21 protein-coding genes are annotated in these 25,257 nt (G+C 66.2%); 5 read left to right on the plus strand and 16 right to left on the minus strand.

What is annotated here, in order from left to right; translation table 11 throughout:
• Nucleotides 1-7 precede the first annotated feature (7 nt).
• Both GNT67_RS01315 and mutY read left to right on the plus strand, forming a co-directional pair.
• Nucleotides 8-1,906: a dynamin family protein gene (locus GNT67_RS01315; RefSeq protein WP_159627870.1), complete on the plus strand. Its 1,899-nt coding sequence runs from the start codon at nucleotides 8-10 to the stop codon at nucleotides 1,904-1,906.
• 20 nt (nucleotides 1,907-1,926) lie between these two features.
• Nucleotides 1,927-3,051, plus strand: a complete 1,125-nt coding sequence (gene mutY / locus GNT67_RS01320; RefSeq protein ID WP_159627872.1) for an A/G-specific adenine glycosylase — start codon at nucleotides 1,927-1,929, stop codon at nucleotides 3,049-3,051.
• 7 nt (nucleotides 3,052-3,058) lie between these two features.
• Here the strand turns inward: mutY and GNT67_RS01325 are convergent, their stop codons facing one another.
• The 10 genes from GNT67_RS01325 to GNT67_RS01370 form a co-directional block, all read right to left on the minus strand.
• Complete coding sequence (locus tag GNT67_RS01325; protein WP_159627874.1) at nucleotides 3,059-3,847, minus strand: SDR family NAD(P)-dependent oxidoreductase; 789 nt, start codon at nucleotides 3,845-3,847, stop codon at nucleotides 3,059-3,061.
• Between the two features lie 106 nt (nucleotides 3,848-3,953).
• A complete protein-coding gene (locus GNT67_RS01330; protein ID WP_159627876.1) occupies nucleotides 3,954-4,835 on the minus strand; it encodes a LysR family transcriptional regulator in 882 nt (293 codons plus the stop codon).
• Nucleotides 4,836-4,847: 12 nt separating this feature from the next.
• Complete coding sequence (locus GNT67_RS01335) at nucleotides 4,848-5,996, minus strand: deoxyguanosinetriphosphate triphosphohydrolase (RefSeq protein WP_159627878.1); 1,149 nt, start codon at nucleotides 5,994-5,996, stop codon at nucleotides 4,848-4,850.
• Complete coding sequence (gene aroKB / locus GNT67_RS01340) at nucleotides 5,993-7,603, minus strand: bifunctional shikimate kinase/3-dehydroquinate synthase AroKB (RefSeq protein WP_229407874.1); 1,611 nt, start codon at nucleotides 7,601-7,603, stop codon at nucleotides 5,993-5,995. The genes GNT67_RS01335 and aroKB overlap by 4 nt, the downstream gene beginning before the upstream one ends.
• 116 nt (nucleotides 7,604-7,719) lie before the next feature.
• Nucleotides 7,720-9,639 (minus strand): Ig-like domain-containing protein, encoded by a 1,920-nt coding sequence (locus GNT67_RS01345; RefSeq protein ID WP_159627882.1) that lies wholly within the window; start codon nucleotides 9,637-9,639, stop codon nucleotides 7,720-7,722.
• Nucleotides 9,640-9,667: 28 nt separating this feature from the next.
• On the minus strand, nucleotides 9,668-11,875 hold the full coding sequence (locus GNT67_RS01350; RefSeq protein ID WP_159627884.1) for a type IV pilus secretin PilQ: 2,208 nt from the start codon (nucleotides 11,873-11,875) through the stop codon (nucleotides 9,668-9,670).
• Nucleotides 11,872-12,405, minus strand: a complete 534-nt coding sequence (locus GNT67_RS01355; protein WP_229407907.1) for a pilus assembly protein PilP — start codon at nucleotides 12,403-12,405, stop codon at nucleotides 11,872-11,874. The genes GNT67_RS01350 and GNT67_RS01355 overlap by 4 nt, the downstream gene beginning before the upstream one ends.
• Nucleotides 12,406-12,422: 17 nt before the next feature.
• Nucleotides 12,423-13,136 carry a type IV pilus inner membrane component PilO gene (locus GNT67_RS01360; protein WP_159627886.1) on the minus strand — a complete coding sequence of 238 codons (714 nt, stop codon included), beginning with the start codon at nucleotides 13,134-13,136 and terminating at the stop codon, nucleotides 12,423-12,425.
• Nucleotides 13,133-13,771: a PilN domain-containing protein gene (locus GNT67_RS01365; RefSeq protein ID WP_159627888.1), complete on the minus strand. Its 639-nt coding sequence runs from the start codon at nucleotides 13,769-13,771 to the stop codon at nucleotides 13,133-13,135. The genes GNT67_RS01360 and GNT67_RS01365 overlap by 4 nt, the downstream gene beginning before the upstream one ends.
• Nucleotides 13,771-14,835, minus strand: coding sequence for a pilus assembly protein PilM (locus tag GNT67_RS01370; protein ID WP_159628439.1), 1,065 nt, complete (start codon nucleotides 14,833-14,835; stop codon nucleotides 13,771-13,773). Before GNT67_RS01370 ends, GNT67_RS01365 begins: the two co-directional genes overlap by 1 nt.
• A 331-nt stretch (nucleotides 14,836-15,166) precedes the next feature.
• Between GNT67_RS01370 and GNT67_RS01375 the strand changes: the two genes are divergently transcribed.
• Nucleotides 15,167-17,500 carry a penicillin-binding protein 1A gene (locus GNT67_RS01375; protein WP_159627890.1) on the plus strand — a complete coding sequence of 778 codons (2,334 nt, stop codon included), beginning with the start codon at nucleotides 15,167-15,169 and terminating at the stop codon, nucleotides 17,498-17,500.
• A 65-nt stretch (nucleotides 17,501-17,565) separates the two neighbouring features.
• On the opposite strand, the gene cyaY is transcribed toward GNT67_RS01375, so the two are convergent.
• Nucleotides 17,566-17,895 (minus strand): iron donor protein CyaY, encoded by a 330-nt coding sequence (gene cyaY / locus GNT67_RS01380; RefSeq protein ID WP_159627892.1) that lies wholly within the window; start codon nucleotides 17,893-17,895, stop codon nucleotides 17,566-17,568.
• Nucleotides 17,896-17,936: 41 nt separating this feature from the next.
• Between cyaY and lptM the strand changes: the two genes are divergently transcribed.
• A complete protein-coding gene (lptM, locus tag GNT67_RS03055; protein WP_370659213.1) occupies nucleotides 17,937-18,119 on the plus strand; it encodes an LPS translocon maturation chaperone LptM in 183 nt (60 codons plus the stop codon).
• Entirely contained in the window at nucleotides 18,119-19,396 is a 1,278-nt protein-coding gene (lysA, locus tag GNT67_RS01390; protein ID WP_159627896.1) for a diaminopimelate decarboxylase, read from the plus strand. The genes lptM and lysA overlap by 1 nt, the downstream gene beginning before the upstream one ends.
• A gap of 33 nt (nucleotides 19,397-19,429) precedes the next feature.
• On the opposite strand, the gene msrQ is transcribed toward lysA, so the two are convergent.
• From msrQ to GNT67_RS01415, 5 genes are all read right to left on the minus strand, one after another.
• Nucleotides 19,430-20,053 (minus strand): protein-methionine-sulfoxide reductase heme-binding subunit MsrQ, encoded by a 624-nt coding sequence (gene msrQ, locus GNT67_RS01395; RefSeq protein ID WP_159627898.1) that lies wholly within the window; start codon nucleotides 20,051-20,053, stop codon nucleotides 19,430-19,432.
• A complete protein-coding gene (msrP, locus tag GNT67_RS01400; protein WP_159627900.1) occupies nucleotides 20,053-21,030 on the minus strand; it encodes a protein-methionine-sulfoxide reductase catalytic subunit MsrP in 978 nt (325 codons plus the stop codon). Before msrP ends, msrQ begins: the two co-directional genes overlap by 1 nt.
• Before the next feature lie 76 nt (nucleotides 21,031-21,106).
• Nucleotides 21,107-22,285: a c-type cytochrome biogenesis protein CcsB gene (gene ccsB / locus GNT67_RS01405; protein ID WP_159627902.1), complete on the minus strand. Its 1,179-nt coding sequence runs from the start codon at nucleotides 22,283-22,285 to the stop codon at nucleotides 21,107-21,109.
• 24 nt (nucleotides 22,286-22,309) lie between these two features.
• Nucleotides 22,310-24,403, minus strand: a complete 2,094-nt coding sequence (locus GNT67_RS01410) for a cytochrome c biogenesis protein ResB (protein ID WP_159627904.1) — start codon at nucleotides 24,401-24,403, stop codon at nucleotides 22,310-22,312.
• A 118-nt stretch (nucleotides 24,404-24,521) separates the two neighbouring features.
• Entirely contained in the window at nucleotides 24,522-25,211 is a 690-nt protein-coding gene (locus tag GNT67_RS01415; RefSeq protein ID WP_159627906.1) for a c-type cytochrome, read from the minus strand.
• Nucleotides 25,212-25,257 lie beyond the last annotated feature (46 nt).

Genomic DNA, 25,257 nt, shown 5'->3' on the forward strand with positions numbered 1-25,257 from the left:
TGAAACGATGCAGGATCTACAACAGTATGGAACGTGGCGCACGGCTGTCGCCGCCAGCCTGGAAGGCTATGGCAATGCCCTGCGCGACGCCGGGCTGATCGACGCCGCCGGCGAACAGGTACTGGCGCGCGCCCTCGGACGCCTGCGCGACGACCGGCTGTCGGTCGCCTTCGTGGCCGAATTCTCGCGCGGCAAAACCGAGCTGATCAACGCCCTGTTCTTCGCCGATTACGGCCAGCGCATCCTGCCCTCGAGCGCCGGCCGCACCACCATGTGCCCGACCGAACTGCTGTGGGATGCGCAACTGCCGCCGTGCGTGCGCCTGCTGCCGATCGAGACCCGCGCCGGCCAGCTGTCCACCGGAGACTATCGCGACGAGCCCGGCGCCTGGACCGTGCTGCCGCTCGATCTGGACGACCCGGCCGCCATGCACGAGACGCTGCGCCAGGTCAGCCAGACGCGCCAGGTGGCGACCGCCGAGGCCGAACGCTACGGCCTGTTCGACCCGCAAGACCCCGACCTGGCCGACAGTCTCGATGTGGACGGCACGATTCAGATCCCACGCTGGCGCCACGCCATCATCAACCTGCCGCACCCGCTGCTCAAGCAAGGCCTGGTGATCCTCGACACGCCGGGCCTGAACGCGATCGGCACCGAGCCGGAACTGACGCTGAACCTGATCCCGAACGCGCACGCGGTGCTGTTCGTGCTGGCCGCCGACACCGGCGTGACGCGCAGCGACATCGATGTCTGGCGCACCCATATCGGCGCCGGGCCGGGACGGCTGGCGGTACTGAACAAGATCGACACCATGTGGGACGAGCTCAAGACCCCGGGCGCCGTCAATGCCGAGATCGCGCGCCAGCAGCACGACGTCGCGCGCCTGCTCGGACTGGACGCCGGCCAGGTGTATCCGGTCTCGGCCCACAAGGCGCTGGTCGGCCGCATCGGCGGCGACATGGACTTGTTCGAGCGCAGCCGGCTCGGGCTGCTTGAGTCGGCCCTGTTCCACCACCTGATCCCGGCCCGGCGCGACATCAATGCGCGCCAGCTACGCGCCGACCTCGAGCTGCTGGCGGCCGGCCAGCAGGTGCTGGTGGCGGCGCGCCTGCGCGAGCTGGTCGAGCAGTTGCAGGAACTGCGCAGCCTGCGTGGCAAGAACCAGGCCATGATCGCCCACATGGTGCGCCGGGTCGAGGCCGAAAAAAAGGAATTCGACGCCGGCCTGTTCAAGCTGCAGGGCACGCGCGCCGTGTTTACGCGCCTGTCGACCGAGCTGTATACCCTGATCGGCATGGATGCCCTGCAGGACAGGACCGAGACGGTGCGCGCCGCGATGGCGGCCAGCCGCTTCGCCACCGGCATGCGCGCACCGGTGCGCAACTACTTCGCCGGCGCGCGCGCCGCCCTTGACGAAGCATGCGCCAAGGTCGACGAGATCAAGGCGATGCTCGACGCCATGCAGCGCAAGTTCGCGGCCGAACACGGCCTGTCGATGGCGCCGCCGCAAACCTTGTCGCTGGCGCGCCATGGCGACGAGATCGACGCCATCGAAGCGCTGTTCGTGCGCCAGTTCGGCACCGCCACCTTGCTCATGACCAGCCGCGCGACCCTGCTCGAGCGTTTCTTCGATTCGATCGCCTCGCGCGTGCGGCGCGTGTACCGCGCCGCCAATGCCGATACCGAGGCCTGGCTGAAGGTGGCCAATGCACCGCTCGAAGCGCTGATCCGCCAGCACCGCGACAACCTGCGCCAGCGCCAGGCCACGGTCCAGCGCATCCATGACGCCAGCGACAGCCTGGAGCAAAGAATCGGCGCCTTCGAGCACGGCCAGGCCGAGCTGGAAACCACGCGCCTGCGCCTGGCCGCCATCGCGGCCGGCGTCACCACCACTCTCGCGGCCTAGCGCCCGCTAAAAGACACCGCATGAAACGCCTCACCGAGTTTGACCAGCTGGCCGATCCCACCTTCTCGCAGGCCGTGATCGACTGGCAGCGCAGCCATGGCCGCCACACCCTGCCCTGGCAAAACACCACCGATGCCTACCGCGTCTGGCTGTCCGAGATCATGCTGCAGCAGACCCAGGTGGCCGCGGTGCTGGGCTATTACGCGCGCTTCCTGGAACGCTTCCCGACCGTGCACGCGCTGGCCGAGGCGCCATCGGAAGACGTCATGGCGCACTGGAGCGGCCTGGGTTACTACACCCGCGCGCGCAATCTGCACGCCGCGGCCCGCCGCGTGGTGCAGGACTACGATGGCGTGTTCCCGAGCGACCCGGCGCTGCTGGCCGACCTGCCCGGCATCGGCCGCTCGACCGCGGCGGCGATCGCCGCGTTCTCGGGCGGCGTGCGCGCCGCCATTCTGGACGGCAACGTCAAGCGCGTGTTCGCGCGCGTGTTCGGGATCGACGCCTATCCGGGCATCAAGCCGGTCGAGGATGCGCTGTGGCGCCGCGCCGACGCCTTGCTGCCCGAGGTGGCCGGCAACCCGGGCGCCATCGAGTCGTATACCCAGGGTCTGATGGACCTGGGCGCTACCCTGTGCACCCGTTCGCGTCCCGACTGCGGCCGCTGCCCGCTGCAGGCGCGCTGCGTGGCCTTCGCCACCGGCCGCACGGCCGAACTGCCGGTGCGCAAACCGAAGAAAGCGACGCCGGAGAAGCGCACCGCCATGCTGGTCGTGATCGATGGTGGTGAAGTGTTGCTGGAACAGCGGCCGCAGACCGGCATCTGGGGCGGGCTGCTGTCGCTGCCGGAAGTGGACGGGCACGTGGCGCTGGACGCCGATGCGGACCCGGTCTGTACCTCGGACGTGGCTGCGGCGGCCGGCGTCTTCGGGACGCTCGACGAAGTGCGGCCATTGAGCCCCCTGGTGCATGTGTTCACCCACTACAAGCTGCATATCGCACCGTTCGCGGTAACGCTGGCGGCGCGTGCTCCGCTGCCATCCAGTCACGTCTGGTGGAAACTGGACGAGATTGGCAAGGCGCCGCTGCCGGCGCCGGTCAAGAAGCTGTTGCTGGACCTGGCACAACCCAATCTCTTCGGCTAATACGGTCTCAGGCGATCGTATCGACCGTCCCGCCATCGACCCGCAGCGCCGCGCCGGTAGTGGCCGAGGCCTGCTGCGAGCACACATACACCACCATGTTCGCCACTTCGTCGGGCGTGGCCACGCGCTGGATGATCGACGAACTGCGATGCTCCCTGACGAAAGCGTTGGCCGCCGCCAGCGCGCTGGCCTGGTCGCCGCCTGGCGCGACCATCTGCTGCACGCCTTCGGACAAGGTGGGTCCGGGCAGCACCGCGTTGACGGTAATGCCGGTGCCGGCCAGGCTCTTGGCCAGGCCGCGCGAGATGGCCAGGTTGCTGGTCTTGGTAAAACCGTAGTGGATCATGTCGGCCGGGATGTTCAGCGCCGACTCGGACGAAATGAACACGATCCGGCCCCAGTCCCTGGCCTGCATGCCCGGCAGATAGGCGCGGCTGGCGCGCACGCCGGACATCACGTTGATCTCGAAGAAACGGGTCCATTCTTCGTCAGGGATCTCGGCGAACGGTTGCGGATTGAAGATGCCGACATTGTTGACCAGGATATCGGCCTGCGGCTCGGCCGCCTGCAGCGCCGCGACACCGGCGGCGGTGCCCAGGTCGGCGGCGACGCCGCGTACCAGGGCGCCGGGGACGGCGGCGCGCAGCAGACCCAGGGCGCGCTCGACCTGCTCCTGCGCGCGGCCGGTGATCACCACCGTGGCGCCGGTACGCGCCAGCCCGGCCGCGATGGCATAGCCGATGCCGCGGGTCGAGCCGGTCACGATGGCGGTCTTGCCGGTCAAATCGATGTGCATGATGGTTCCTTCCAGTTTGGTGAGAAGGACCATGGTAGACCCGTGCGGCCGGCCGAAACATCGGCCAAAGGACAAATCACCTTTCGAGATTCGACGTTAGTCAACCTTAGTCGGCGAGCGCCGTCGCCAGGTAGTCCACCAGCGCCGCCACGCGCCGGCTGGGCGGGCTGGCCGCGAACACCGCATACAGGTCGACCGGGCCGGCCGAGAATCCTTCCAGCGCGCGCACCAGGCGGCCGGCATCGAGGTCGGCCTGCACGTCCCAGCGGTTCTTGAAGGTCACGCCCACGCCCTCGAGCGCCCAGGTGCGCAGCACCTCGCCGTCGCTGGCCTGGCGGTCGCCCGCCACCTTGACGCTGAGCGGCGCGCCGCCATCGACGAAATTCCAGGCCGCCAGCGGCGCATCGGGGCGCGCCAGCACCAGGCAGTTATGGCCGGCCAGCTGGCCCGGATGCAGGGGCGTCCCCGCCCTTTCCCAGTACTGCGGCGCGGCGCATACCAGGCGTTCGCCGCGCACCAGCAGGCGCGCATGCAGGCCGGAGTCGGGCAAGGGGCCGCTGCGCAGGGCCAGGTCGACGTTGTCGTGGATCAGGTCGACCGTGCTGTCGCTCAACGACAGGGTCAGGCGCAGGCCCGGGTGACTTGCCTGGAAGGCGTCCAGCAAGGGGCGCAGCTGCTGGCGGCCGAAGTCGTTGGTGGCGCTGATGCGGATCGGGCCGGACAGCGGCCCATCCTGCTTCAGGCCGGCCAGCAGGCCGTCCCACTCGAGCACGATGCGGCGCGCGTCGGCCACCAGTTGCTGGCCTTCGTGGGTCAGCGCCAGGCGCCGGGTCGAGCGCTTCAACAGGGTGACGCCGAATTCCTGCTCCAGCTGGTCGACCGCCAGCGTGACGGTCGAGGTGGCGACGTTACGCTGGCGCGCCACCCCGGAAAAGCTGCCGGTGGCCGAGACGTCGAGCAGCAGGCGCAGCGCGTCGATCCGGTCCATGGCGGCCCCGGATCAGAAATGGTCGAGCGAGAAGATGCGCCGATGCTCGCGGATGGCGTAGCGGTCGGTCATGCCGGCGATGTAGTCGGCGATCTTGCGCGCCTGCTTCATCGGATCGCCCTCGACCTGGTAGTCGTTTGGCAGCAGCACCGGATCTTCCAGGAAGGCCCCGAACAGCTCGCGCACGATGCGGCTCGCCTTGACCCGCATGCGGTTGACCTGGAAGTGGCGGTACAGGTTGGCGTACAGGAAGCGCTTGAGGGCGGTGGTCTCGGCGCGCATGGTGTCCGAGAAGCGGATCAGGGGTGGCGCGGCGCGCACGTCGTCGATGCTGTTCACGCCGGCGTCCAGCAGCCGCTGGCGCGAGGTCTCGACCAGGTCGGCCGTCATGGCCGTGATCATCAGGCGGATCGTCTCGTACAGCGCGCGCCGTCCCTGCAGGCCGGGGTATTGCTGTTCGACTTGCCTGCGCAGGCGGGCGAACAGCTCGACCTCTTGCATCTGCTCCATGGTGAGCAGGCCCGAACGCAGGCCGTCGTCGATATCGTGGTTGTTGTACGCGATCTCGTCGGCCAGGTTGGTCAGCTGCGCTTCCAGGCTCGGCTGGCTGCGCTCGATGAAGCGTTGTCCGAGCGCGCCCAGCTGGCGCGCATTGTTCAGCGAGCAGTGCTTGAGGATGCCCTCGCGCGTCTCGAAGGTCAGGTTCAGGCCATCGAAGGCGCCGTAGTGTTCTTCGAGGTGGTCGACCACGCGCAGGCTTTGCAGATTGTGCTCGAAGCCGCCGAAATCCTTCATGCAATCGTTGAGCACGTCCTGGCCGACGTGGCCGAACGGCGTGTGGCCCAGGTCGTGCGCCAGCGCGGTGGCCTCGACCAGGTCTTCGTTCAGGCCAAGGCTGCGCGCCAGGGTGCGGCCGATCTGCGCCACCTCGATGCTGTGCGTCAGGCGGGTACGGAACAGGTCGCCCTCGTGGTTGATGAAGACCTGGGTCTTGTACTCGAGCCGGCGGAAGGCGGTCGAGTGGATGATGCGGTCGCGGTCGCGCTGGTATTCGCTGCGCGACCCCGGGCCCGGTTCGGCGTGGGTGCGGCCGCGCGACTGCGACGAGTGCGCGGCGTAGGGCGCCAGGCCGGCGTCGAAGCTGCGCGTGGCGTTCGTCATGCGCTGCACGCGGCCAGGGTCGAGCGCAGCACGTCCAGCGGCGCGCTCGCGATCGACGGGCTGCCGAGCGGTTTGAGGAGAATGAAGCGGATTTCCCCACCCTCGTTCTTCTTGTCGACTTCCATCAGTTCGATCCAGCGCGCCTCGCCCAGGTCCGGGGCCACGGCCGGCAGGCCGGCCGCGCGCACCAGCGCGCGCACGCGCTCCACGCTGGCCGGCTCGATCAGGCCCAGGCGCGCCGACATGTCGGCCGCCATCACCATGCCGCAACCCACGGCTTCGCCGTGCAGCCAGGCGCCGTAGCCCAGGCCGTTTTCGATCGCATGGCCGAAGGTGTGGCCGAAGTTGAGCACCGCGCGCAGGCCGCCTTCGCGCTCGTCCTTGCGCACCACCTCGGACTTGATCTCGCAGGAACGCGCGATCGCGTGCGCGATGGCTTGCGGCTCGCGCGCCATCAAGGCGCCAATGTTCGCCTCGATCCAGTCGAAGAAGGCGGCGTCGAGGATGGCGCCATGCTTGATGACTTCGGCCAGGCCGGCCGACAGCTCGCGCGCCGGCAAGGTGTCGAGGGTGGCGGTGTCGGCGATCACGGCGCGCGGCTGGTAGAAGGCGCCGATCATGTTCTTGCCCAGCGGATGGTTGATGCCGGTCTTGCCGCCCACCGAGGAATCGACCTGGGCCAGCAGGGTGGTCGGGATCTGCACGAAGGGCACGCCGCGCATATAGCTCGAGGCGGCAAAGCCGGTCAGGTCGCCGATCACGCCGCCGCCCAGCGCCACCAGGGTGGTCTTGCGGTCGCATTTGTGCTGCAGCAGCGCGTCGTATACCAGGTTGAGCGACTGCCAGTTCTTGTGCTCTTCGCCGTCCGGCAGGACGATCTCGAGCACGTCGCGCCCGGCGGCGCGCAGGTGGCCGGCCACCTTGGCCAGGTATAGCGGGGCCACGGTGGTGTTGGTGACGATGGCGACCTTGTTGCCGCCGATGTGGCGCGCCAGGAGCGCGGCGTCGTCCAGCAGGCCGGGGCCGATCGCGATCGGGTAGCTGCGCTCGCCGAGTTCGAGGTTGAGGGTGATCTGTGCCTGTTCGTTCATCGATGTCCTTGCATGCCGGCGCGCGCGTGCGTTCTCTTGCGCCGCCAGCTGGTCCAATATGGTTTGTACCATCGATTGTACGTTAGGTCGGCCGGTGTCGATGACCAGGTCCGCAATCTCGCGGTACAGCGGATCGCGCTCGGCCCACAGCGCCTCGAGCTTGGCGCGCGGGTCGGCCGTCTGCAGCAGCGGGCGGTTCTTGTCGTGGGCGGTGCGCTGCAGGATGCTGCCGATCGAGGCGCGCAGGTAGATCACGGTGCCGCGCTCGGCCAGGTAGGCGCGGCTGTGCGGATTCAGGACGGCGCCGCCGCCGGTGGCCAGCACCAGGCCCTGCTGGCTGGTGAGGTCGCGGATCACGTCCGCTTCGCGGCGCCGGAAGCAGCCCTCGCCCTCGATCTCGAAGATCCACGGAATGGTGGCGCCGGTGCGCGCCTCGATCTCGTGGTCGGAATCGACGAAGCGGCGATTCAACTTGCGCGCAAGCAAGCGACCAATCGTGGTCTTCCCTGCCCCCATCAGGCCAACAAGGAAAATATTGTCGTTCTTGGGATGTCGCACTACCGGACCCGCTCAAATGAAAAGACGGCCAGTATAGACTGGCCGCCTGTCGATCCACCAGTTTTACGGATCGCTTATGGGCACGTGAAGTTCAGCGTGAACGGGATCGAGGTGATCTGGCCGCGCGGCGTGGTGGCGCGCACGCTGAAGTTGGCCACGCTGCCCACGGTGCACGGCTTGTCGCCGGTGGCGGCCACGGTGATGCTGTGGCTCGAGCCCTGGGGACCGTTGCCGCCGGTGGCGAAGATGCTCGGCACGGTCTCCGGGGTGACCTCGACGCCGCTGGCGTTGACCGCGCCGGTCACGGCGATCGTGGTGCCCGCCGGCAGCGGGTTGCCGTTCAGATCGGTCAGTTGCAGGGTGAAGACCTTCGACGCGTTGGCGCTGGCGCTGCCCAGGCTGATCGGCGCGGACAGGTTGCTCGGGGCGGTCGCGCCATTCACATAGACCCGCGCCACGATGTCGTCGCTGAAGGTGATCGTGGTACTGGCGAACTGGGTATTGACGCCATCGGTGGTGCTGGCGCAGATCGTCGCCACGCCGGCGCGGGTGGTGTCCGCGCTCGAGCCGGGACCGGTATTGCACGGGGTGGCAGGCAGGTTCGGCAGCGCCACGCGCGGCAACTGGGTGCGGAACGGCACCGAGCAGCCGCCGTTGACGGTGGTGCAGCCGCCCTTGTCCGACGAACCGATGGCGCCCATATTGGTCTGGAACACGATCGGCGTGCCGTCCGGGACCGGGTTGCCGAAGGCGTCGGCCAGCAGCACATTGACGGTGGCGGCAGGGGTGGTGGTGCCGCTGTCGTAGCGCCAGCCATCCACATTGCCCTGGGTGACCGACAGCGAGAAGGCGCGCTGCACCGGCAGGCCGGTGGTCACGACGATCGTGTCCGAGGTGGTCGAGATGTCCGGCTTGTTGCCGGCGGCGGTACCGGGCAGCACCGCTTGCACGCGGAAGGTGGTCGGCACCGTGCCCGAATTGACGGTGGTGATGACTTCGCCGTTCTGGTCGGTGCGGTCGGTCGCCTTGTTCAGGTTGACCAGGCCGGCCGGCATGACGGCGAAATTGACCTGCTTGTTGGCCAGCGGACGGTTGAACAGGTCGAATACCCTGAAGCGCAGGGTCGCGGTCTCGGTGCGGTTGATGCCGCCCTGGCCGCGGATCACGATCGACTTGTCGGTCGGCAGCGCTTCGACGAATTGCACCGACGAGGCGCTCGGCTGGGCGATCACCAGCGACCCGGTGGCCGGGGTGGTGACGCCGTCGGCGGTGACGGTGATGGTGTCGGTATTGCCGCAACCCTGGTCGCGGTAGACCGTCTCGGCGGTGCCATTATTGGTGGCCACGACGGCGGCCAGGGTGGCCTTGCCGGCGGCGACGCAGGCCGAACTGAAGTTGACGTTGACCTGGCCGCTGTACTTGGCGCCGTTGGCCAGCAGGTCGACCGCGATCCGCGACGAATCGTAGGCATTGATGCTGGCCGGCTCCAGGCGCAGCGCGCTGAAGGTCAGGGCGGTGGCGTTGACCGAGTAATTGGCGGTGCTGGTGACGGCGCTGCCGGCCACGCTGGCGCTGGCGGTGACGGTGCCGGCGCCGCCGGCGGCCAGGCTGGCCACGCGCATGGTGATGCTGGCCACGCCGCTGGCGTCGGTCAGGGCGGTGGCGGCGCCCGGCGTGAACACGGCCAGCTCGGCGTCGGTGGTGAAGGTCACCAGCGCATTCGGTACCGGCTGCTTGTTGGCGTCGAGCACCAGGGCGCGCACCGCCAGCGGAGTGGCGCCGCTGAGCGCCGTGCTGGTGTTGCCCGCCGCATTGACCAGGCTGACGCCGACGCTCGGGGTGGCCGGGGTCACCGGCGTGGTGCCGGTGCCGCCGTTGCCGGTGCCGCCGGTGCCGGTCGGGGTACCCGGATTGCCGCCGCCGCCGCCGCAGGCGGAAAGCGTCGCGGCCAGTAGCAGCGCCAGGCTGCCGTACTTGATGTGCTGGTTGTTCATATTGTTATCGTTTGTTGTCGAATCTGGTTTAACGCGTGCCCGCCACGTTCTCGTTCACGATCTTGGGGGTGATGAACACCAGCAGCTCGGTCTTGGTGCTTTCGCGGCCAGTGGTCTTGAACAGGTAGCCCAGCAGCGGGACGTCGCCCAGCAGCGGCACCTTGGTCACGTTGTTGCGCTCGGTCTGCTGGTAGATCCCGCCCAGCACCACGGTGCCGCCGTTCTCGACCATCACCTTGGTTTTCACGTGCTGGGTGTTGATCGCAAAGCCGGCGCGGGTTTCCTCGCCCTTCGAATCCTTGTTGACGTCCACCTCCAGCACCACGTTGCCGTCCGGGGTGATCTGGGGCGTCACTTCCAGCCGCAGGTTGGCCTTCTTGAACGCGATCGAGGTGGCGCCGCTGCTGGTGGCCTGTTCGTAAGGCAGCTCGACACCCTGCTCGATCACGGCGATCTGCTTGTCCTCGGTGACCACGCGCGGGCTCGAGATGATCTTGCCCTTGCCGTCCGCTTCCAGCGCCGACAGCTCCAGATTCAGGAAGCGGTTGGCGGCCGACGAGAACAGCGAGAACGCCAGCGACGAGGCCGGGATGCCGCCGATGCCGGCGGCCGGCAGGTTGACCATGGTGGTGTTGGTATAGCCGTCGCCTTCGTCCGGGGTCTGGCCGGTGACCTGGCCGACGCCGGTCAGGTTGCCGCCGATGGCGACCCGCTCGTTGCCCTTGACCTGCCAGCCGGAGTCGCCGCCGCGCAGGGTGCGCAGGTCGGCGAAGCCCAGCTTGGCGCCCAGGTTGCGCGAGAAGCCGTCATTGGCCTCGACCAGGCGCGCCTCGATCAGCACCTGCTTGGAGGCGATGTCGGTTTTCTGGATCAGCTTGCGGATATCCTCGATCTTCGATGCGATATCGGTCACGAACAGCTGGTTGGTGCGCGGATCGATGATCGCGCTGCCGCGCTTGGACAGCACGCGGTTGCGCCCGCCCGCGTCGCCGCTGGCGGTCGCGCCGCCGGAATCGAGGCCGAACACATTGCGGAACGATTCGGCCTTCTGGTAATTGAGCTGGAAGATCTCGGAGCGCAGCGGCTCGAGTTCGGCGATCTGGGCGCGCTGCTCGAGTTCGAGCTTTTCCTTGGTCAGCAGCTCTTCCTTGGGTGCGATCCAGATCACGGTGCCGTTCTTGCGCATGTCAAGGCCCTTGGCGGTCAGGATCACGTCCAGCGCCTGGTCCCATGGCACGTCCTTCAGGCGCAGGGTCAGCGAACCGGACACCGAATCGCTGGCCACGATGTTCAGGCCCGAGATGTCGGCCACCGCCTGCAGCGCGGCGCGCACCTCGACGTCCTGGAAGTCGAAACTGAGCTTCTCGCCGCGGTAGCCCTGCGGATTGTCGCGCGAGCCGGTGCTGTTGCGGTTCGGGTCTTCCTCGACCTTGCGCACCTCGACCACCAGCTGGGTATCGCTCTGGAATACCGACTGTTCCCAGTTGCCCTGGGCGTCGACCGTCATGCGCACGTCGTCGCCCTGGGCCACGGTCGAGACGCGGGTGACGGGAGTGCCGAAATCGGTCACGTCCAGGCGCCGGCGCAGCGCTTCGGGCAGGCGCGCGCCGCGGAAGTCGACGATCACGCCGCTGGCGGTCTGGCGCACGTCGACCGCCACCTGGTTGGCCGGCAGGTCGACCACGATGCGGCCGGCGCCATTGGCGCCACGCCGGAAATCGAGGTCGCGCAGCTGCGGACGCGCCGCTGGGGTAGCGGCCACTGGCGCGGCCCTGGCGGCGGCCGGCATGCCGCCGGCATCGAGTGCGCGCGCCACGCCGCCGCTGCCTTCGACCGTCACGATCACCGACTTGCCGTCGATCGCGGTGGCGTAGTTCAGGGCGCGCGCCAGGTTCAGCACCAGGCGGGTGCGCTCGCCGGCCTGCACCACGTTCAGGCTGCGCACGTCGCCCAGATTCAGCTCGTGGGCCGACTTGCCGGTGGCGTTGGCGGTGGCGCCGAAGTCGAGCGCGATGCGGGCCGGGTTGGTGATCGCGAAACCGATCGGCGCGCGCGCCGGCGTCTCGCGCATGGTCACGTTGATCACCACGTTGCTGCCCTGCTGGTTGGCCGTGATCGACTCGATCGCATTGCCCTGGGCCAGGGCGGCGCCGGCGCACAGCATGACCATGAGTGCGGCCGCGGTGCGCACCAGCCATGGCGGCGGGGCGAAGCGAATCTTGACGTTGGGGCTCATTTACTGCTCTCCTTGTTGTGCTGCAGCTCGATGTGGGCCATCCGCTCCACCCAGTCGCCAGTGGCGTCCTGCATCGATTCCCTGATCTCGACGGCGCCCTCGCTGATGCGCGTGATGCGTCCGTAGTTCTGTCCTATCCGCTGCCCGGGCCGTACCCGGTACAGCGTGCGCTCGACCTGCAGCAGGGCGTACTTGACGCCGCCCTTCTCGATCGTGCCCACCATCCGCATCGTGTCGAGCGGGAAGTTCTCGAGCAATTCCTTGGGCCGCTCCAGGTCGGGCTGGTTGGCGTTGCCGCTGGCCTGCGCCATGCGTCCCAGCTCGCCGAGCAGCTTGGTCGGATCGAAAGGATCCGGCGCCTCGCGCGCGTCGTAGCCATAGGGCTCGAAGGTCTTCGGTTCCGGCAGCGGCTTGACCTTCGGCACCGTCTGCTTTTCGATCTGCTTCATCCAGGCCCGGGTCTGGCCCACGCCGCCGTCGCCGCAGGCGGCCAGCAGGCCACTGGCCAGCAGCATGACGCCGAGTCGCACAGTCAATCGCGTGCGCATCATTTCTTGCCTCCGCTCTTGGCCTTGGCCTTGGTCTTGGCCGATCCCTTGCCCTTGGCGCCCTTCTTCTTCTCGGCCGCGCGCGCTTCGCGCTGGGACGCCAGTTCTTCCTGGTCGAGATAGCGGAAGGTCTTGGCCACCGCCTGCATCCCGAGGCTGCCGTCCTTGGCGGTCTGCAGGGTCAGGTTGTTGAGGGTGACGATGCGCGGCAGGTTGGCCATGTCGGCGGCGAACGCCCCCATGTCGTGGTAGCGGCCAGTGACCTTGATATCGATCGGCAGCTCGGCGTAATAGTCGCGCACCACTTCCTGGCCCGGCTTGAACAGCTCGAACTGCAGGCCGCGGCCGACGCCCGACTGGTTGATGTCCGACAGCAGCGAGTACATCTCGGACTTGCTCGGCAACTGCTTCTCCAGGCGCACCACGTACTGGTCGACCTGCGCCTTTTGCGCCTTGAGCGCTTCGAGGTTGATCGCCTGCGCCATCTTGGTCTGGTATTCCTCGCGCAGCTTGACTTCCTCGCGCGCGCCGCGTTCCTGGGCCGCGAACTGGTCGCTCCAGTAAAAATAGTAGCCCAGGCCCACCACCAGGACGGTCACGCCGATCGCGCACAACAGGCGCGGCGCGAGCGGCCACTGGCCGGGCTGGCGGCCCTGCAAATCCTGGAACTGCGCGGCCAGCCGGGCGCCAAGGTCTTTGAGATCGATGTTCATGACTTCTCCGCCGCGCGCCTGGACGCCGACTTGGCCGGCTTGCCGCCGTCCAGGGCGTCCTCTTGCGCGTCAGCCGGGCGCACGCGCTTGATCGATACCGCGAGCGTGAAATCGACCACCTGGCGCGTGGTCTTGCCCTGGGTAACGGCCACGGCGCGCACTTCGGTCAGGTCCGGGCTTTCCAGCCATTCCGAACCGCCCGTCAGGTTGCGCAGCATTTCGGCCACCCTTTCCTGCGACTGCGCGTTACCGTTCAGGATCACGCGCTGGCCGCTCTGCTTGACCGACTTCAGGTGCACGCCGTCCGGCGTCTGGCGCACCAGCTCGTCGAGCAGGTGGACCGGCTGGTTGCGGTCGCCCTGCAGGTCCTCGACCGCCTGCTGGCGCGCCTGCAGGGCGGCGATTTCTTCCTTCAGGTTGGTGATGTCGCTGATCTGCTTGTCCAGCTCCGCGCTGGCCTTTTTCAGTACCTCGTTGCGCTGGTTCTGCACCGAGACCTGGCTGGCGTTATAGGCGCCCACCAGCAGCACGATGGCCGCGCCCACCAGGCCGCCCAGCGCCAGCAGGGCGATGAAGGCGCTCTGCTTCTGCTTGCGCTTGGCCTCGCGGTGAGGCAGCAGGTTAATCCGGATCATCAGCCGAACCTCCGCAGCGCCAGGCCGCAGGCGACCAGGTAGGCCGGGCCGTCCTGGCGCAACTGGTGCTCGCGCACGCCGGCGCCAAGCTGCATGCCCTCGAACGGCGCCGCGAGGCTGACCGGCAGACGGGTGCGGCCGGCCACGATGTCGGCAATTCCCGGCAGCAGCGCGCAGCCGCCGGCCAGGTACAGCTGGTCGATCCGGGTGTACGGGGTCGAGGTATAGAAGAACTGGATGGCGCGCGTGATCTCCAGCGCCGCGCTTTCCAGGAAGGGCGCCAGGATGTCGGCGCGGTAGTTCTCGGGCAAGTCGCCCGCCTTCTTGCGCGTTTCGGCTTCCTCGAAGGCCATGCCGTAGGCGCGCACGATGTCCTGGGACAGCGTATTGCCGCCGAACGGCTGCTCGCGCTCGTAGACCGCTTCGCCATTGAGCACCACGGACACATGGGTGGCATGGGCGCCGATCTGGAACAGGGCCACGATCTGGTCCTGGCGCGGCAGCGCGGCGTGTTCGAGCGCGCTGCGCGCGGCATAGGATTCGATGTCCATCACGGTGGCCGTCAGGCCGGCCGCTTCGGCGATCGCGACCCGGTCCTCGACTTTTTCGCGGCGCGCGGCGGCCAGCATCACTTCCATGTCGTCGATCGAGCTGGGGGCCGGGCCGATCACGTCGAAGTCGAGGCTGACCTCGTCGAGCGCGAACGGGATATACTGGCTGGCCTCGGACTCGACCTGCACCTCGAGCTGGTCTTCCGACAAGCCGGCCGGCAGGATGATCTTCTTGGTGATCACGGCGGCGGGCGGCATGCCGAGCGCCACATGACGGGCGCGGGTGCCGCTTTTCTTCCAGACCCGGCGCACCGCATCGGCGACCTGGTCCATGTTTTCGATATTGCCATCCACCACGGCGCCGCGCGGCAGTGTCTCGGTGGTGTAGCGCTCCAGGCGCACGATCCCCTTGCCCGCATCGGCCAACTCGACCAGGCGGACGCCGGACGTGCTGATGTCGAGCCCGACCATTGGCGGACTCGCTTTACCGAACAAGGCACCCAGATTGATCACCACACCACTCCCTTGGCTGTCTTTTGGACAGAATGAGCTTGCATATCCCCGAATTCGGGTGTTGTCGTAAATAAAACAGCTATTTACTTCTTATAACTTTTCTTTATAAATCCGGTACTTACGTGCAGCACCGCCAAGGATCGTAGCAACAAAGGATGACTAGGGACAAGAAATTTCTGCACTGAAACACCCTATTCCGGGGCGTGCGCGCCACACTTTGGCGTTTTCATTGCCAGGCCAATATTGCCCTTGAGTTCAGTTAAGCCCCGGCCAGTATCGGGCACCAAACCGCTGCCTTATAATGAGGCGGATCAACAAAGCGAAAGTCAGCATGAAAGAGAAACAAGCAGCCTCCTCTTCTTCCTCGAAGTTCAGCCCCAGGCGCCTGGTATTGATGGCCGTTGCCGGCCTGTTCGGCCTGGGCGCCATCGGTGTGCTGGTGCTCGTGTTCGCCCTGGCCATGGCCTACCCGAACCTGCCGGCACTGGACACGATCACCGATTACCGGCCCAAGATGCCGCTGCGTATCTTTACAGCCGATAACGTCCTGATCGGCGAGTTCGGCGAGGAGCGCCGCACCCTGGTCCACTTCAAGGACATCCCGGACGTCATGAAGAAGGCCGTGCTGTCGATCGAGGATGACCGCTTCTACGAGCACAGCGGCATCGACTACCTGGGCATCCTGCGCGCCGCCTTCCGCAACGCCACCGGCGGCGCGCGCCAGGGCGCCTCGACCATCACGCAACAGGTCGCGCGCAATTTCTTCCTGTCGTCGGAGCAGACCTTCAAGCGCAAGGCCTACGAGGCCATGCTGGCCTGGAAGATCGAAAAGAACCTGTCCAAGGACCAGATCCTCGAGCTGTACATGAACCAGATCTACCTGGGCCAGCGCGCCTTCGGCTTCCAGTCGGCGGCCCAGATCTATTTCGGCAAGGACTTGCGCGACATCACCGTGGCCGAAGCGGCCATGCTGGCCGGACTGCCCAAGGCGCCGTCGGCCTACAATCCGGTGGTCAACCCGACCCGCGCCAAAACGCGCCAGCAATACATCCTGCAGCGCATGCACCAGCTCGGCTATATCAACGACGCCCAGTTCGCCCAGGCGAAGGAAGAACCGCTCAAGATCAAGACCGACAGCACCGCCTTCGGCGTGCACGCCGAATACGTGGCCGAGATGGCGCGCCAGCTGGTGTACGAGCAGTTCAAGGAAGACACCTATACCCGCGGCCTGAACGTGTTTACCACCATCACCAAGGCCGACCAGGACGCCGCCTACCTGGCCCTGCGCCGCGGCGTGATGGACTACGAGCGCCGCCGTCCGTACCGCGGCCCGGAATCGTTCATCGAGATCCCGGGCGCCAAGGGCGAAGCCGACGAGGCGATCGAGGCCGAACTGGCCGAGCATCCGGACAGCGACAACATCATCGCCGCCGTGGTCCTGCAGGCGTCCAGCACCCAGGTCCAGGCGACCATCGCCTCGGGCGACACGATCACCATTTCGGGCCAGGGCCTGGCCTTCGCGCGCGCCTGGCTGTCCGACAAGGCGGCCCCCAACCGCCGCGTGCGCCGCGGCGCCGTGATCCGCGTGATGCAGGACGACGAATCGAAGTGGCTGATCACGCAGATGCCCGAGGTCGAATCGGCGTTCGTGGCGGCCAATACCGAGGACGGCTCGATCCGCGCCCTGGTCGGCGGCTTCGACTTCAACCGCAACAAGTTCAACCACGTGACCCAGGCCTGGCGCCAGCCGGGTTCCTCGTTCAAGCCGTTCATCTATTCGGCCTCGCTCGAGCGCGGCCTGTCGCCGGCGACCATCGTCAACGACGCCCCGATCAGCTTCGACGCCGGCCAGACCGGCGGCCAGGCGTGGGAGCCGAAGAACTACGACAACAAGTACGACGGCCCGATGACCATGCGCCGTGGCCTGACCCAGTCGAAGAACATGATCTCGATCCGCATCCTGAACAAGATCGGCGCGCGCTACGGCCAGGAATACGCGGCCCGCTTCGGCTTCGAGCCGGAACGTAATCCGGCCTACCTGACGCTGGCCCTGGGCGCCGGCGCCACCACCCCGCTGCAGATGGCCGGCGCCTATGCGGTATTCGCCAACGGCGGCTACCGCATCAGCCCCTACCTGATCTCGAAGGTCACCGACAGCGACGGCAAGGTGCTGTCCGAGGCGCGTCCAGCGCGCGCCGGCGACGAGGCCAATCGCGTGATCGACGCCCGCAACGCCTTCCTGATGGACAGCATGCTCAAGGACGTGGTGCGCTACGGCACCGCGGCCAAGGCGATGGCGCTCAAGCGCACCGACCTGGCCGGCAAGACCGGTACCACCAACGATTCGATCGACGCCTGGTTCGCCGGCTACCAGCCGAAGGTGGTGGGCATCGCCTGGATGGGCTACGACAAGCCGCGCAACCTGGGCGCGCGCGAGACCGGCGGCGGCCTGGCGCTGCCGATCTGGATCGGCTACATGCAAAAGGCGCTCAAGGGCGAGCCGAATGTCGAGCGCGAGGTGCCGGCCGGGCTGGTGCAATATGGCGCGGATTACTACTATGCCGAGACGCCGCCGGGCAGCGGGGTCGAGGCGCTCGACGTGGGGCCGCCACCGGCGCCCGAGCAGCAGAAAGAGCGCGATGCGGTGAGGAACGAGTTGTTCTGATCCGGGTAGTGATCAACGACAAAGGCGGCCAATGGCCGCCTTTGTGATTTGGGGGGATTGCCCCGTCAGGTCAGCGACACCGCCGCCCCGCCCTGCTCACCCGCATACTTCGACAGCGACGCGAAGAACTCGCTGTCATCGCGCGTATTGCGCCACTGGTCGCCCACGCGCTTGTAGTGGAAGCCACCCGAACGCGCCGCCACCCACATCTCTTGCAGCGGCGCCTGGCTGTTGACGATGATCTTGGAGCCGTTGTCGATGAACTCGATCTCGAGCACGTTGCCGCTACGCTTGCATTCGACATCGATCACGTCCTCGTCGTTGAGGCGGTCGAAGGCTTCCTCGATCTGCTTGAGGGTCAGGTCGGCAAGGTCCAAAAATTCGGTTTCGGTCATGCTACACTCCAAAATTCGCTAATCAAACCGTGATTCTAATCGTGAAGTCCTCTCTCGCGCTTTTCCCGGGCGCCGTTTTGCTTGCCTGCGCCCTGTCCGGCTGCGGCCAGACCGGCGACCTGTACATGCCGACGCCGCCAAACCGGCCTGCGCCGGTGCCGGTCGAACAGCCCCTCCAGCCCGTCCCTTCGAACAACACCTCCACGCCCGCACCGCACCGCTGATGTCACATTTCTCGCACAAAGACGGCGTCCTGCACGCCGAGAACGTTTCGCTGTCCGCCATCGCGGAACAATTCGGCACGCCGACCTACGTCTACTCGAAGGCCGCCCTGCTCGAGAACTTCAGCGCCTACCACGACGCCTGCCAGGGCCGCGACGCCCTGGTCTGCTACGCGATGAAGGCCAACTCGAACCTGGCCGTGCTCGACCTGCTGGCGCGCCAGGGGGCGGGCTTCGACATCGTCTCGGGCGGCGAACTGCTGCGCGTGATCGCCGCCGGCGGCGATCCGGGCAAGACCATTTTCTCGGGCGTCGGCAAGACCGTCGAAGAGATGCAGCTGGCCCTGGAAAAAGGCATTTTGTGCTTCAACGTCGAATCGATCCCCGAGCTGCACCGGCTCAATGACGTCGCCGCCAAGCTCGGCATGCGCGCCCCGGTCTCGCTGCGCGTGAACCCGAACGTGGACGCCAAGACCCACCCGTATATCGCAACTGGCCTGAAAGCCAACAAGTTCGGCGTGGCCTTCGACGATGCGCTCGACACCTACCGCGCTGCGGCTTCCCTGCCCAACCTGGACGTGGTCGGCATCGACTGCCATATCGGTTCGCAACTGCTGGACGACGCTCCGCTGCTCGAGGCGCTCGACAAGCTGATCGAACTGATCGACACCCTGCATGCCGAGGGCATCCACCTGCACCACCTCGACATCGGCGGCGGCATCGGCGTCGACTACGGCGTGGCCGGCGACAAGCCGCCAGTGCCGGTGGGCGACTACCTGGGTCGCCTGTTCAAGCGCATCGACGCCTGGCGCGCCGAGAAACATGGCGGCCAGGCGGTCAAGGTGATCTTCGAGCCGGGCCGCTCGATCGTGGCCAACGCCGGCGTGCTGTTGACCAAAACCGAGTTCTTGAAGCCGGGCAGTGAAAAGAACTTCTGCATCGTCGACGCCGCCATGAACGACTTGATGCGTCCGACCCTGTACCAGGCCTGGATGGGCGTGCAGGCGGTGGTGCCACGCGATGGCGAAAAACTGGTGTGGGATATCGTCGGCCCGGTGTGCGAGTCGGGTGACTGGCTGGCGCGCGAGCGTGAACTGGCGCTCGCGCCGGGCGACCTGCTGGCCATCATGACGGCCGGCGCCTATGGCATGACGATGGCGTCGAACTACAATACCCGTGGCCGGGCGGCCGAGGTGATCGTCGATGGCGATGTGACTCACCTGGTACGGCGGCGCGAAACGCCGGCCGAGGTGTTCGCGCTCGAGACGATGATCCAATAAACACAGGCCCGCGCGATGCGGGCCTGTTCATTTTCAGGCGCGTACTGCCTGCGGTTTGCGCCTGAAGTGCCAGAACACGCGCAGCGCCAGCAAGGTGGCCACGATGGCGCCGAACAGGATCGGCTGCGCGAAGTCGCTCTTGCCCTCTTTCATCCACCAGTAATGCAGGATCGCCAGCGGCCCGATCGCGTAGATCAGCCGGTGCAGCCACTGCCAGCGCTTGCCGCCCAGGCGCTTGATCATGGCGTTGGTCGACGTCGCCGCGAGCGGGATCAGGAGCACGAAAGCAATGAAACCGACCAGGATGAACGGCCGTTTCACCACGTCGGCCAGCATCTCCCCCACGTCGAAGAAATGGTCGAACCACAGGAAGGCGACGAAGTGCACGAACGCATAGAAGAAGGTGAACAGCCCGACCATGCGCCGCAATTTCACCAGCCAGTTCCAGCCCGAGAGGCGCCGCAGCGGCGTGACCGCCAGCGTGATGCACAGGAAGTACAAGGCCCACTCGCCGCTGATGCCGGTGATTTCGGCCACCGGATCGGTGAAGGCGCCGCTGGCCGTGCCCCACACCAGGCGCGCGAAGGGCAGCAGCGCCAGCACGAAGACGGCGACCTTGAGCCACTTGAGCTGGGTGTTCGACAACTGCAAGGCCATCAGTAATAGCGCTTCAGGTCCATGCCGGTGTACAGCGACGCGACCTGGTCGTAGCCGTTGAACATCAGGGTTTTTTTCTTCGGCTGGAACAGGCCGGTCTCGCCGATGCGGCGCTCGCTCGCCTGCGACCAGCGCGGATGGTCGACGTTCGGGTTCACATTCGAATAAAAACCGTATTCGCGCGGCGCCGAATCGTTCCAGGCGGTGCGCGGCTGGCGCGACACCAGGCGGATCCGAACGATCGACTTGGCCGATTTGAAACCGTATTTCCAGGGCACGATCAGGCGCACCGGTGCGCCGTTCTGGTTGGGCAGCACCTGGCCATACATGCCCATCGTGAGCAGGGTGAGGGGATGCATGGCTTCGTCGATGCGCAAGCCCTCGACATAGGGCCAGTCGAGCACGCCGCTACGCAGGCCGGGCATCTGCTTGCGGTCGGCCAGGGTGGTGAATTCGACGAACTTGGCGTTGCCGGTCGGCTCGACCTGCTTGAGCAGGTTCGACAGCGAATAGCCAACCCAGGGAATGACCATCGACCAGCCTTCGACGCAGCGCAAGCGGTAGATGCGCTCTTCGAGCGGCGCCAGCTTGAGCAGGCTATCGATATCGAGCGTGAGCGGTTTCTTGACTTCGCCCTCGATGCGCACGGTCCACGGCCGCGTGACCAGGGTGTGCGCATTCTCGGCCGGGTCGCCCTTGTCGAGGCCGAATTCATAGAAGTTGTTGTAGCCGGCGGCGTCCTTGAACGGGGTCTGCTTCTCGTCGGTCGACAGGGCCACGTTGGCGCGCGCCGCCAGTTTCTGGCCGGCGGTCTGGGCCAAGGCTTCGCGGTTGGCCATTTCCCACACGCCACTGCCGACTGCCACCGTGGCCGCCATGCGGGCGATGAATTGGCGCCGCCCGGTATAGACCTCTTGCGGCGTGATTTCGGACGGAAACGGAAGATCGAGTCCGTTGGGATGACGTTTGAACAGCATGGCAGGCCCCGCGAGCTTAAGAGTCTTCACATTACACGAAGTTCCCTTAAGCCTGCGTTAGGCCGCCCACACAGCCTTACAGCTCGCCGTAGGAGTGCAAGCCCGACAGGAACATATTCACGCCCAGGAAGGCGAAGGTGGTCACCAGCAAGCCCACCAGCGCCCACCAGGCCGCCACGCGGCCGCGCAGGCCGGTCATCAGGCGCATGTGCAGCCAGGCCGCGTAGTTGAGCCAGACGATGAGGGCCCAGGTTTCTTTCGGATCCCAAGACCAGTAGCCGCCCCAAGCTTCGGCCGCCCACAGGGCGCCCAGGATGGTGGCGACGGTAAAGAACGCGAACCCGACCGAGATCGACTTGTACATCACGTCGTCGAGCACCTCGAGCGGCGGCAGGCGGTCGGCCAGGATGCCGTGCGACTTGAGCAGGTAGGCGCTGCCCACCATCGCCGCCAGGGCGAAGGTGCCGTAGCCGATGAAGTTGGCCGGCACGTGGATCTTCATCCACCAGCTCTGCAGCGCCGGGACCAGCGGCTGGATCTGGGCGGCGTCGCGCGACACCGTGTACCACAGCAGGAAGGCGACCGCGGCGGCGATGATCAGCATCACGAACGGGCCCAGCTGGCGGGTGGCGTAGTGTTCTTCGTAGTACAGGTGGAACAGCGCGGTGATGATCGCGAACAGGATGAACACTTCGTACAGGTTCGACACCGGAATGTGGCCGACGTCCGGCCCGATCAGGTAGCTCTCGTACCAGCGCACCATCATGCCGACCGAGCCGATCACGACCGCGGCCCAGCACAGGTTGGCGCCGACGCCGCCGCCGAACTTGCCGCGGCTGAACAGGCCGACCCAGTAGAACACGGTCGAGAACATGAACAGCGCGCTCATCCACAGGATGGCCGAGCCGCTCGACAGCATGTATTTCAGGAAGAACTTCTGCTCGGCTGCCGCCAGGTTGCCGTTGTACATCGAGATCGCGGCCAGCGAGACCACGCCGACCAGCGGCACCAGCCAGCGCATCGGCTTCCAGTACCAGCCCAGCAGTGCGAACACCGGGGCGGTACAGATCAGGATCACCTCTTCATAGATGTCCATGAAGTGGCCGTACTGCAGCTGGGCATACAGGGCCGCCGCGCACAGGGCCAGGGCGTACAGCCAGTCGCCCACGGTCAGGCGCCGGAAGTAGCCGACCTTTTCCTGGTATTGATCGGTCGAGCGCGCCGCAGCGCCGGTTTTGGTTTGGGACAATTCCATCATTTCCTCCAGATCGTCGCCAGCTTACGCCGGTTGCGGCAGCTTGACCGACAAGTCTTCGTATTCGCGCTCGAAATCGAGCGTCTTGCGCTGGGTGCTCATCGCCATCAGGGCCTCGGCACCACCATCTACGTCACGAATCCAGATCCAGACGCGCCGTTCGCGGATATAAAACATCGCGAACACGCCCAGGGTCAGTAGCAGGCAGCCGAAGTAGACCACATTCTTGCCCGGCGAGCGAGTCATCTGAAGCACTGAGGCTTTTACCTCGACGAATTCGTCCAGCTGCAAATACACCGGCGCGCCATACAGGAAACTGTCCGACAAGGCATTGGTGGCCAGTTGCAGGAAGCGGCCGTTGGCTTCGAGCGGCTCGGCCGCGGCGTCGCCATGCTTTTCGCGCGCCACCTGCCACAACTCCCATAATGCGCCGTTGAGCATCTTCATGAAGATGCCGGCGGCCTTCTCCTGTTCGGCCTGGGGAATTTGCTCCAAGAAACGGGCCACGCCGATGAAGCCGCCTCGGCCATTGCTGCCAGAGAAGATATCGAGCGTGCGCGCCGCCGAATCCTTCAATTGGCCGGCCAGCGCACCGCCCTCGCCCTGCTGCGCGCCCAGTGCGCGGCCGGCGTAGCGGGCGGCGGCTTCGGCGCGCAAGGCTGGATCGGACAAGGCCGCGCGCAGGCGCATCCAGTCGCCCACGCCGTGGCGCTCGTCCACCGGGATGCGCAGGAAGCTGAAGTTCTCGGATGGATTCGAGCGCACGCCGGCCAGGTAGACCTGCGCCCCGTCGAGGGTCAGCGGCTGCATGTAGTTCATGTATTCGCGCGCCTGGCCGGTATGGTCGCGCAGCTTGTATTGCACGCTGGGGCCGACGTTCTTCAAGTCCTTGTCGGCGTCCAGGTCGGCCGCCGCGCCCGAGGCCTTGCCCAGGGTGGCCGACAATTGCGCATTGAAGCCGGTATTCTTGCTCACCGCGCGCGCATCGTTGCCCTGGGCGATGTTCTCGACGTTGAAGGGACGGAAACCCGACCACTCGACCGAATAGGTGTCCTTGCCGAATTTCAGTTCGGTTTCACCGTTGACCACGCCCTCGATCGCGAAGCTGCTGGCGCGCGCTCCCGTCATCGGGAAACCGGTCAACTTGAGCTTGCTGCCGCCATCGTCAAAGCTCGACTGGTAAACGGCGATGCCCTTGTAGATCAGCGGGTGGTTGACCTTGATGGTCGATTCGAATTTGTGGCCGTTTTCCAGGTCGTGCACCACGACGTCGCTGGCGAACAGCTTGGGCATGCCGGTCGAATAGAACTCGATGTGGAATTTCTTGAGCTCGATCCCGAACGGCAATTCCTGCACCAGCACGCCAGATGGCTGGTTCAGGATCGCGGTGTGGCTGGTCTGGCCCTCGGCGATCGCGGTATTGCCGCGAAAGCTAGGGTTGCCCGTGCCCAGGCGGTGCTGGGCCGGGATGTCGGCGATCACGCCGCTGCCGGTGAACGGCGTCTTGCCAAAGAACCATTGTTGAGCGCGTACCGGGAGTTCCGAGTCCAGCATGCCGCCCAGCAGGATCACGATGATCGAGCTGTGGGCGAAGATATAGCCGAACTTGTTGCCGGCGCCCTTCTTGGCCGAGACCAGGACCGCCCCGTCCTTGTCGACGATTTTCGTGGCGTAGCCGGCGTGGCGCAGGCGCAGCGCGCTCTGCTCGGCCAGTGCCGCGCGCGATAGCGGCGCCTGCCAGTCGGCCTTGTGGTGGAAATTGCGCAGCGACTCGACCCGCACGTTCTCGCGCCAGCTGCGCATATCGCGCAGCATCTTGGGCGTATTGCGCACCACGCACAGGGCGGTCGAGACGATCAGGACCACCAGGATCACCAGGAACCACCAGCTCGAGTAGACGTTGTACAGGCCGAGCTTGCCGAAGATCTCGAACCAGAACGGCCCGAACTGGTTCACGTAATTGGGCATCGGCTCGTTCTGCTTGAGCACGGTGCCGATGACGGAGGCGATCGAGATAATGGTGAGCAGGCTGATCGCGAAACGCATCGACGAGATCAGCTCGACCGCCTCGGCCAGCCAGCGGCGGCGGGTATTCAGTTCAATTCCGGTGGTACTCATAACCTACAACTTTCATCTTGCGCGGAGCAGGAGTCTGCGCGTGGAAAAAGGGCGCCAGCTCGTCGCTGCCGCCCTCTTTCCGTTCATCTCATGCCCATGCCTTGCGCTGACAGGAACGTTAGCGCAGGCCGGCGATATAGTCGGCCACGGCGCGCATCTCTTCCGGCGACATGCGCTGCGACAGCACCGTCATCTGCGGGCTGTTGGCGCGCGTGCCGGTCTTGAATGCCTCGAGCTGGGCGGTGGTGTAATCCTGGTGCTGGCCGGCCAGGCGCGGGTATTGCGCCGGGATACCGTTGGCGGTGGCGCCATGACAGCTGGCACAGGCTGCCACGCCTTTTTCCGCGATCCCGCCGCGATAGATCTTGCGACCCAGTTCGACGGTCTCCTTATTCTTCGCCGCGCCTGGCTTGTGCACCTGCGTGGCCAGCCAGGCCGAGATATCCTTCTTTTCCTGCTCCGTCAGCATCTTGGCGTAGGTCGTCATGATCGGCTGCTGGCGGTGTACGGTCGTGAAATCGACCAACTGCTTATGCGTATACGTGGCAAACTGGCCGGACAACTTGGGATTGATCGCGATCGACGAATTGCCGGCCGCGCCGTGGCACGACAGGCACGATGGCAGGCCGCGTGCCGGGTCGCCGTTTTCGTACAAGGTTCCGCCCTTGGCTGGATCGGCTTTGACCGCTGGTGCGGGGGCGGCGGCGGTCGCTACCGCGGACGCCGCCATCGCCGTCGGTAATCCCCCGAACACAGTGAGTGATGTGACCAACAGTGTTGTGAGCAGGGGGGACGACAAGCGATTCATAAACGCACCTTGAAAAAGTTGGAAAGTTCAGTGCAGCGCCTCTAGA

The organism is Massilia puerhi (genome assembly GCF_009861485.1).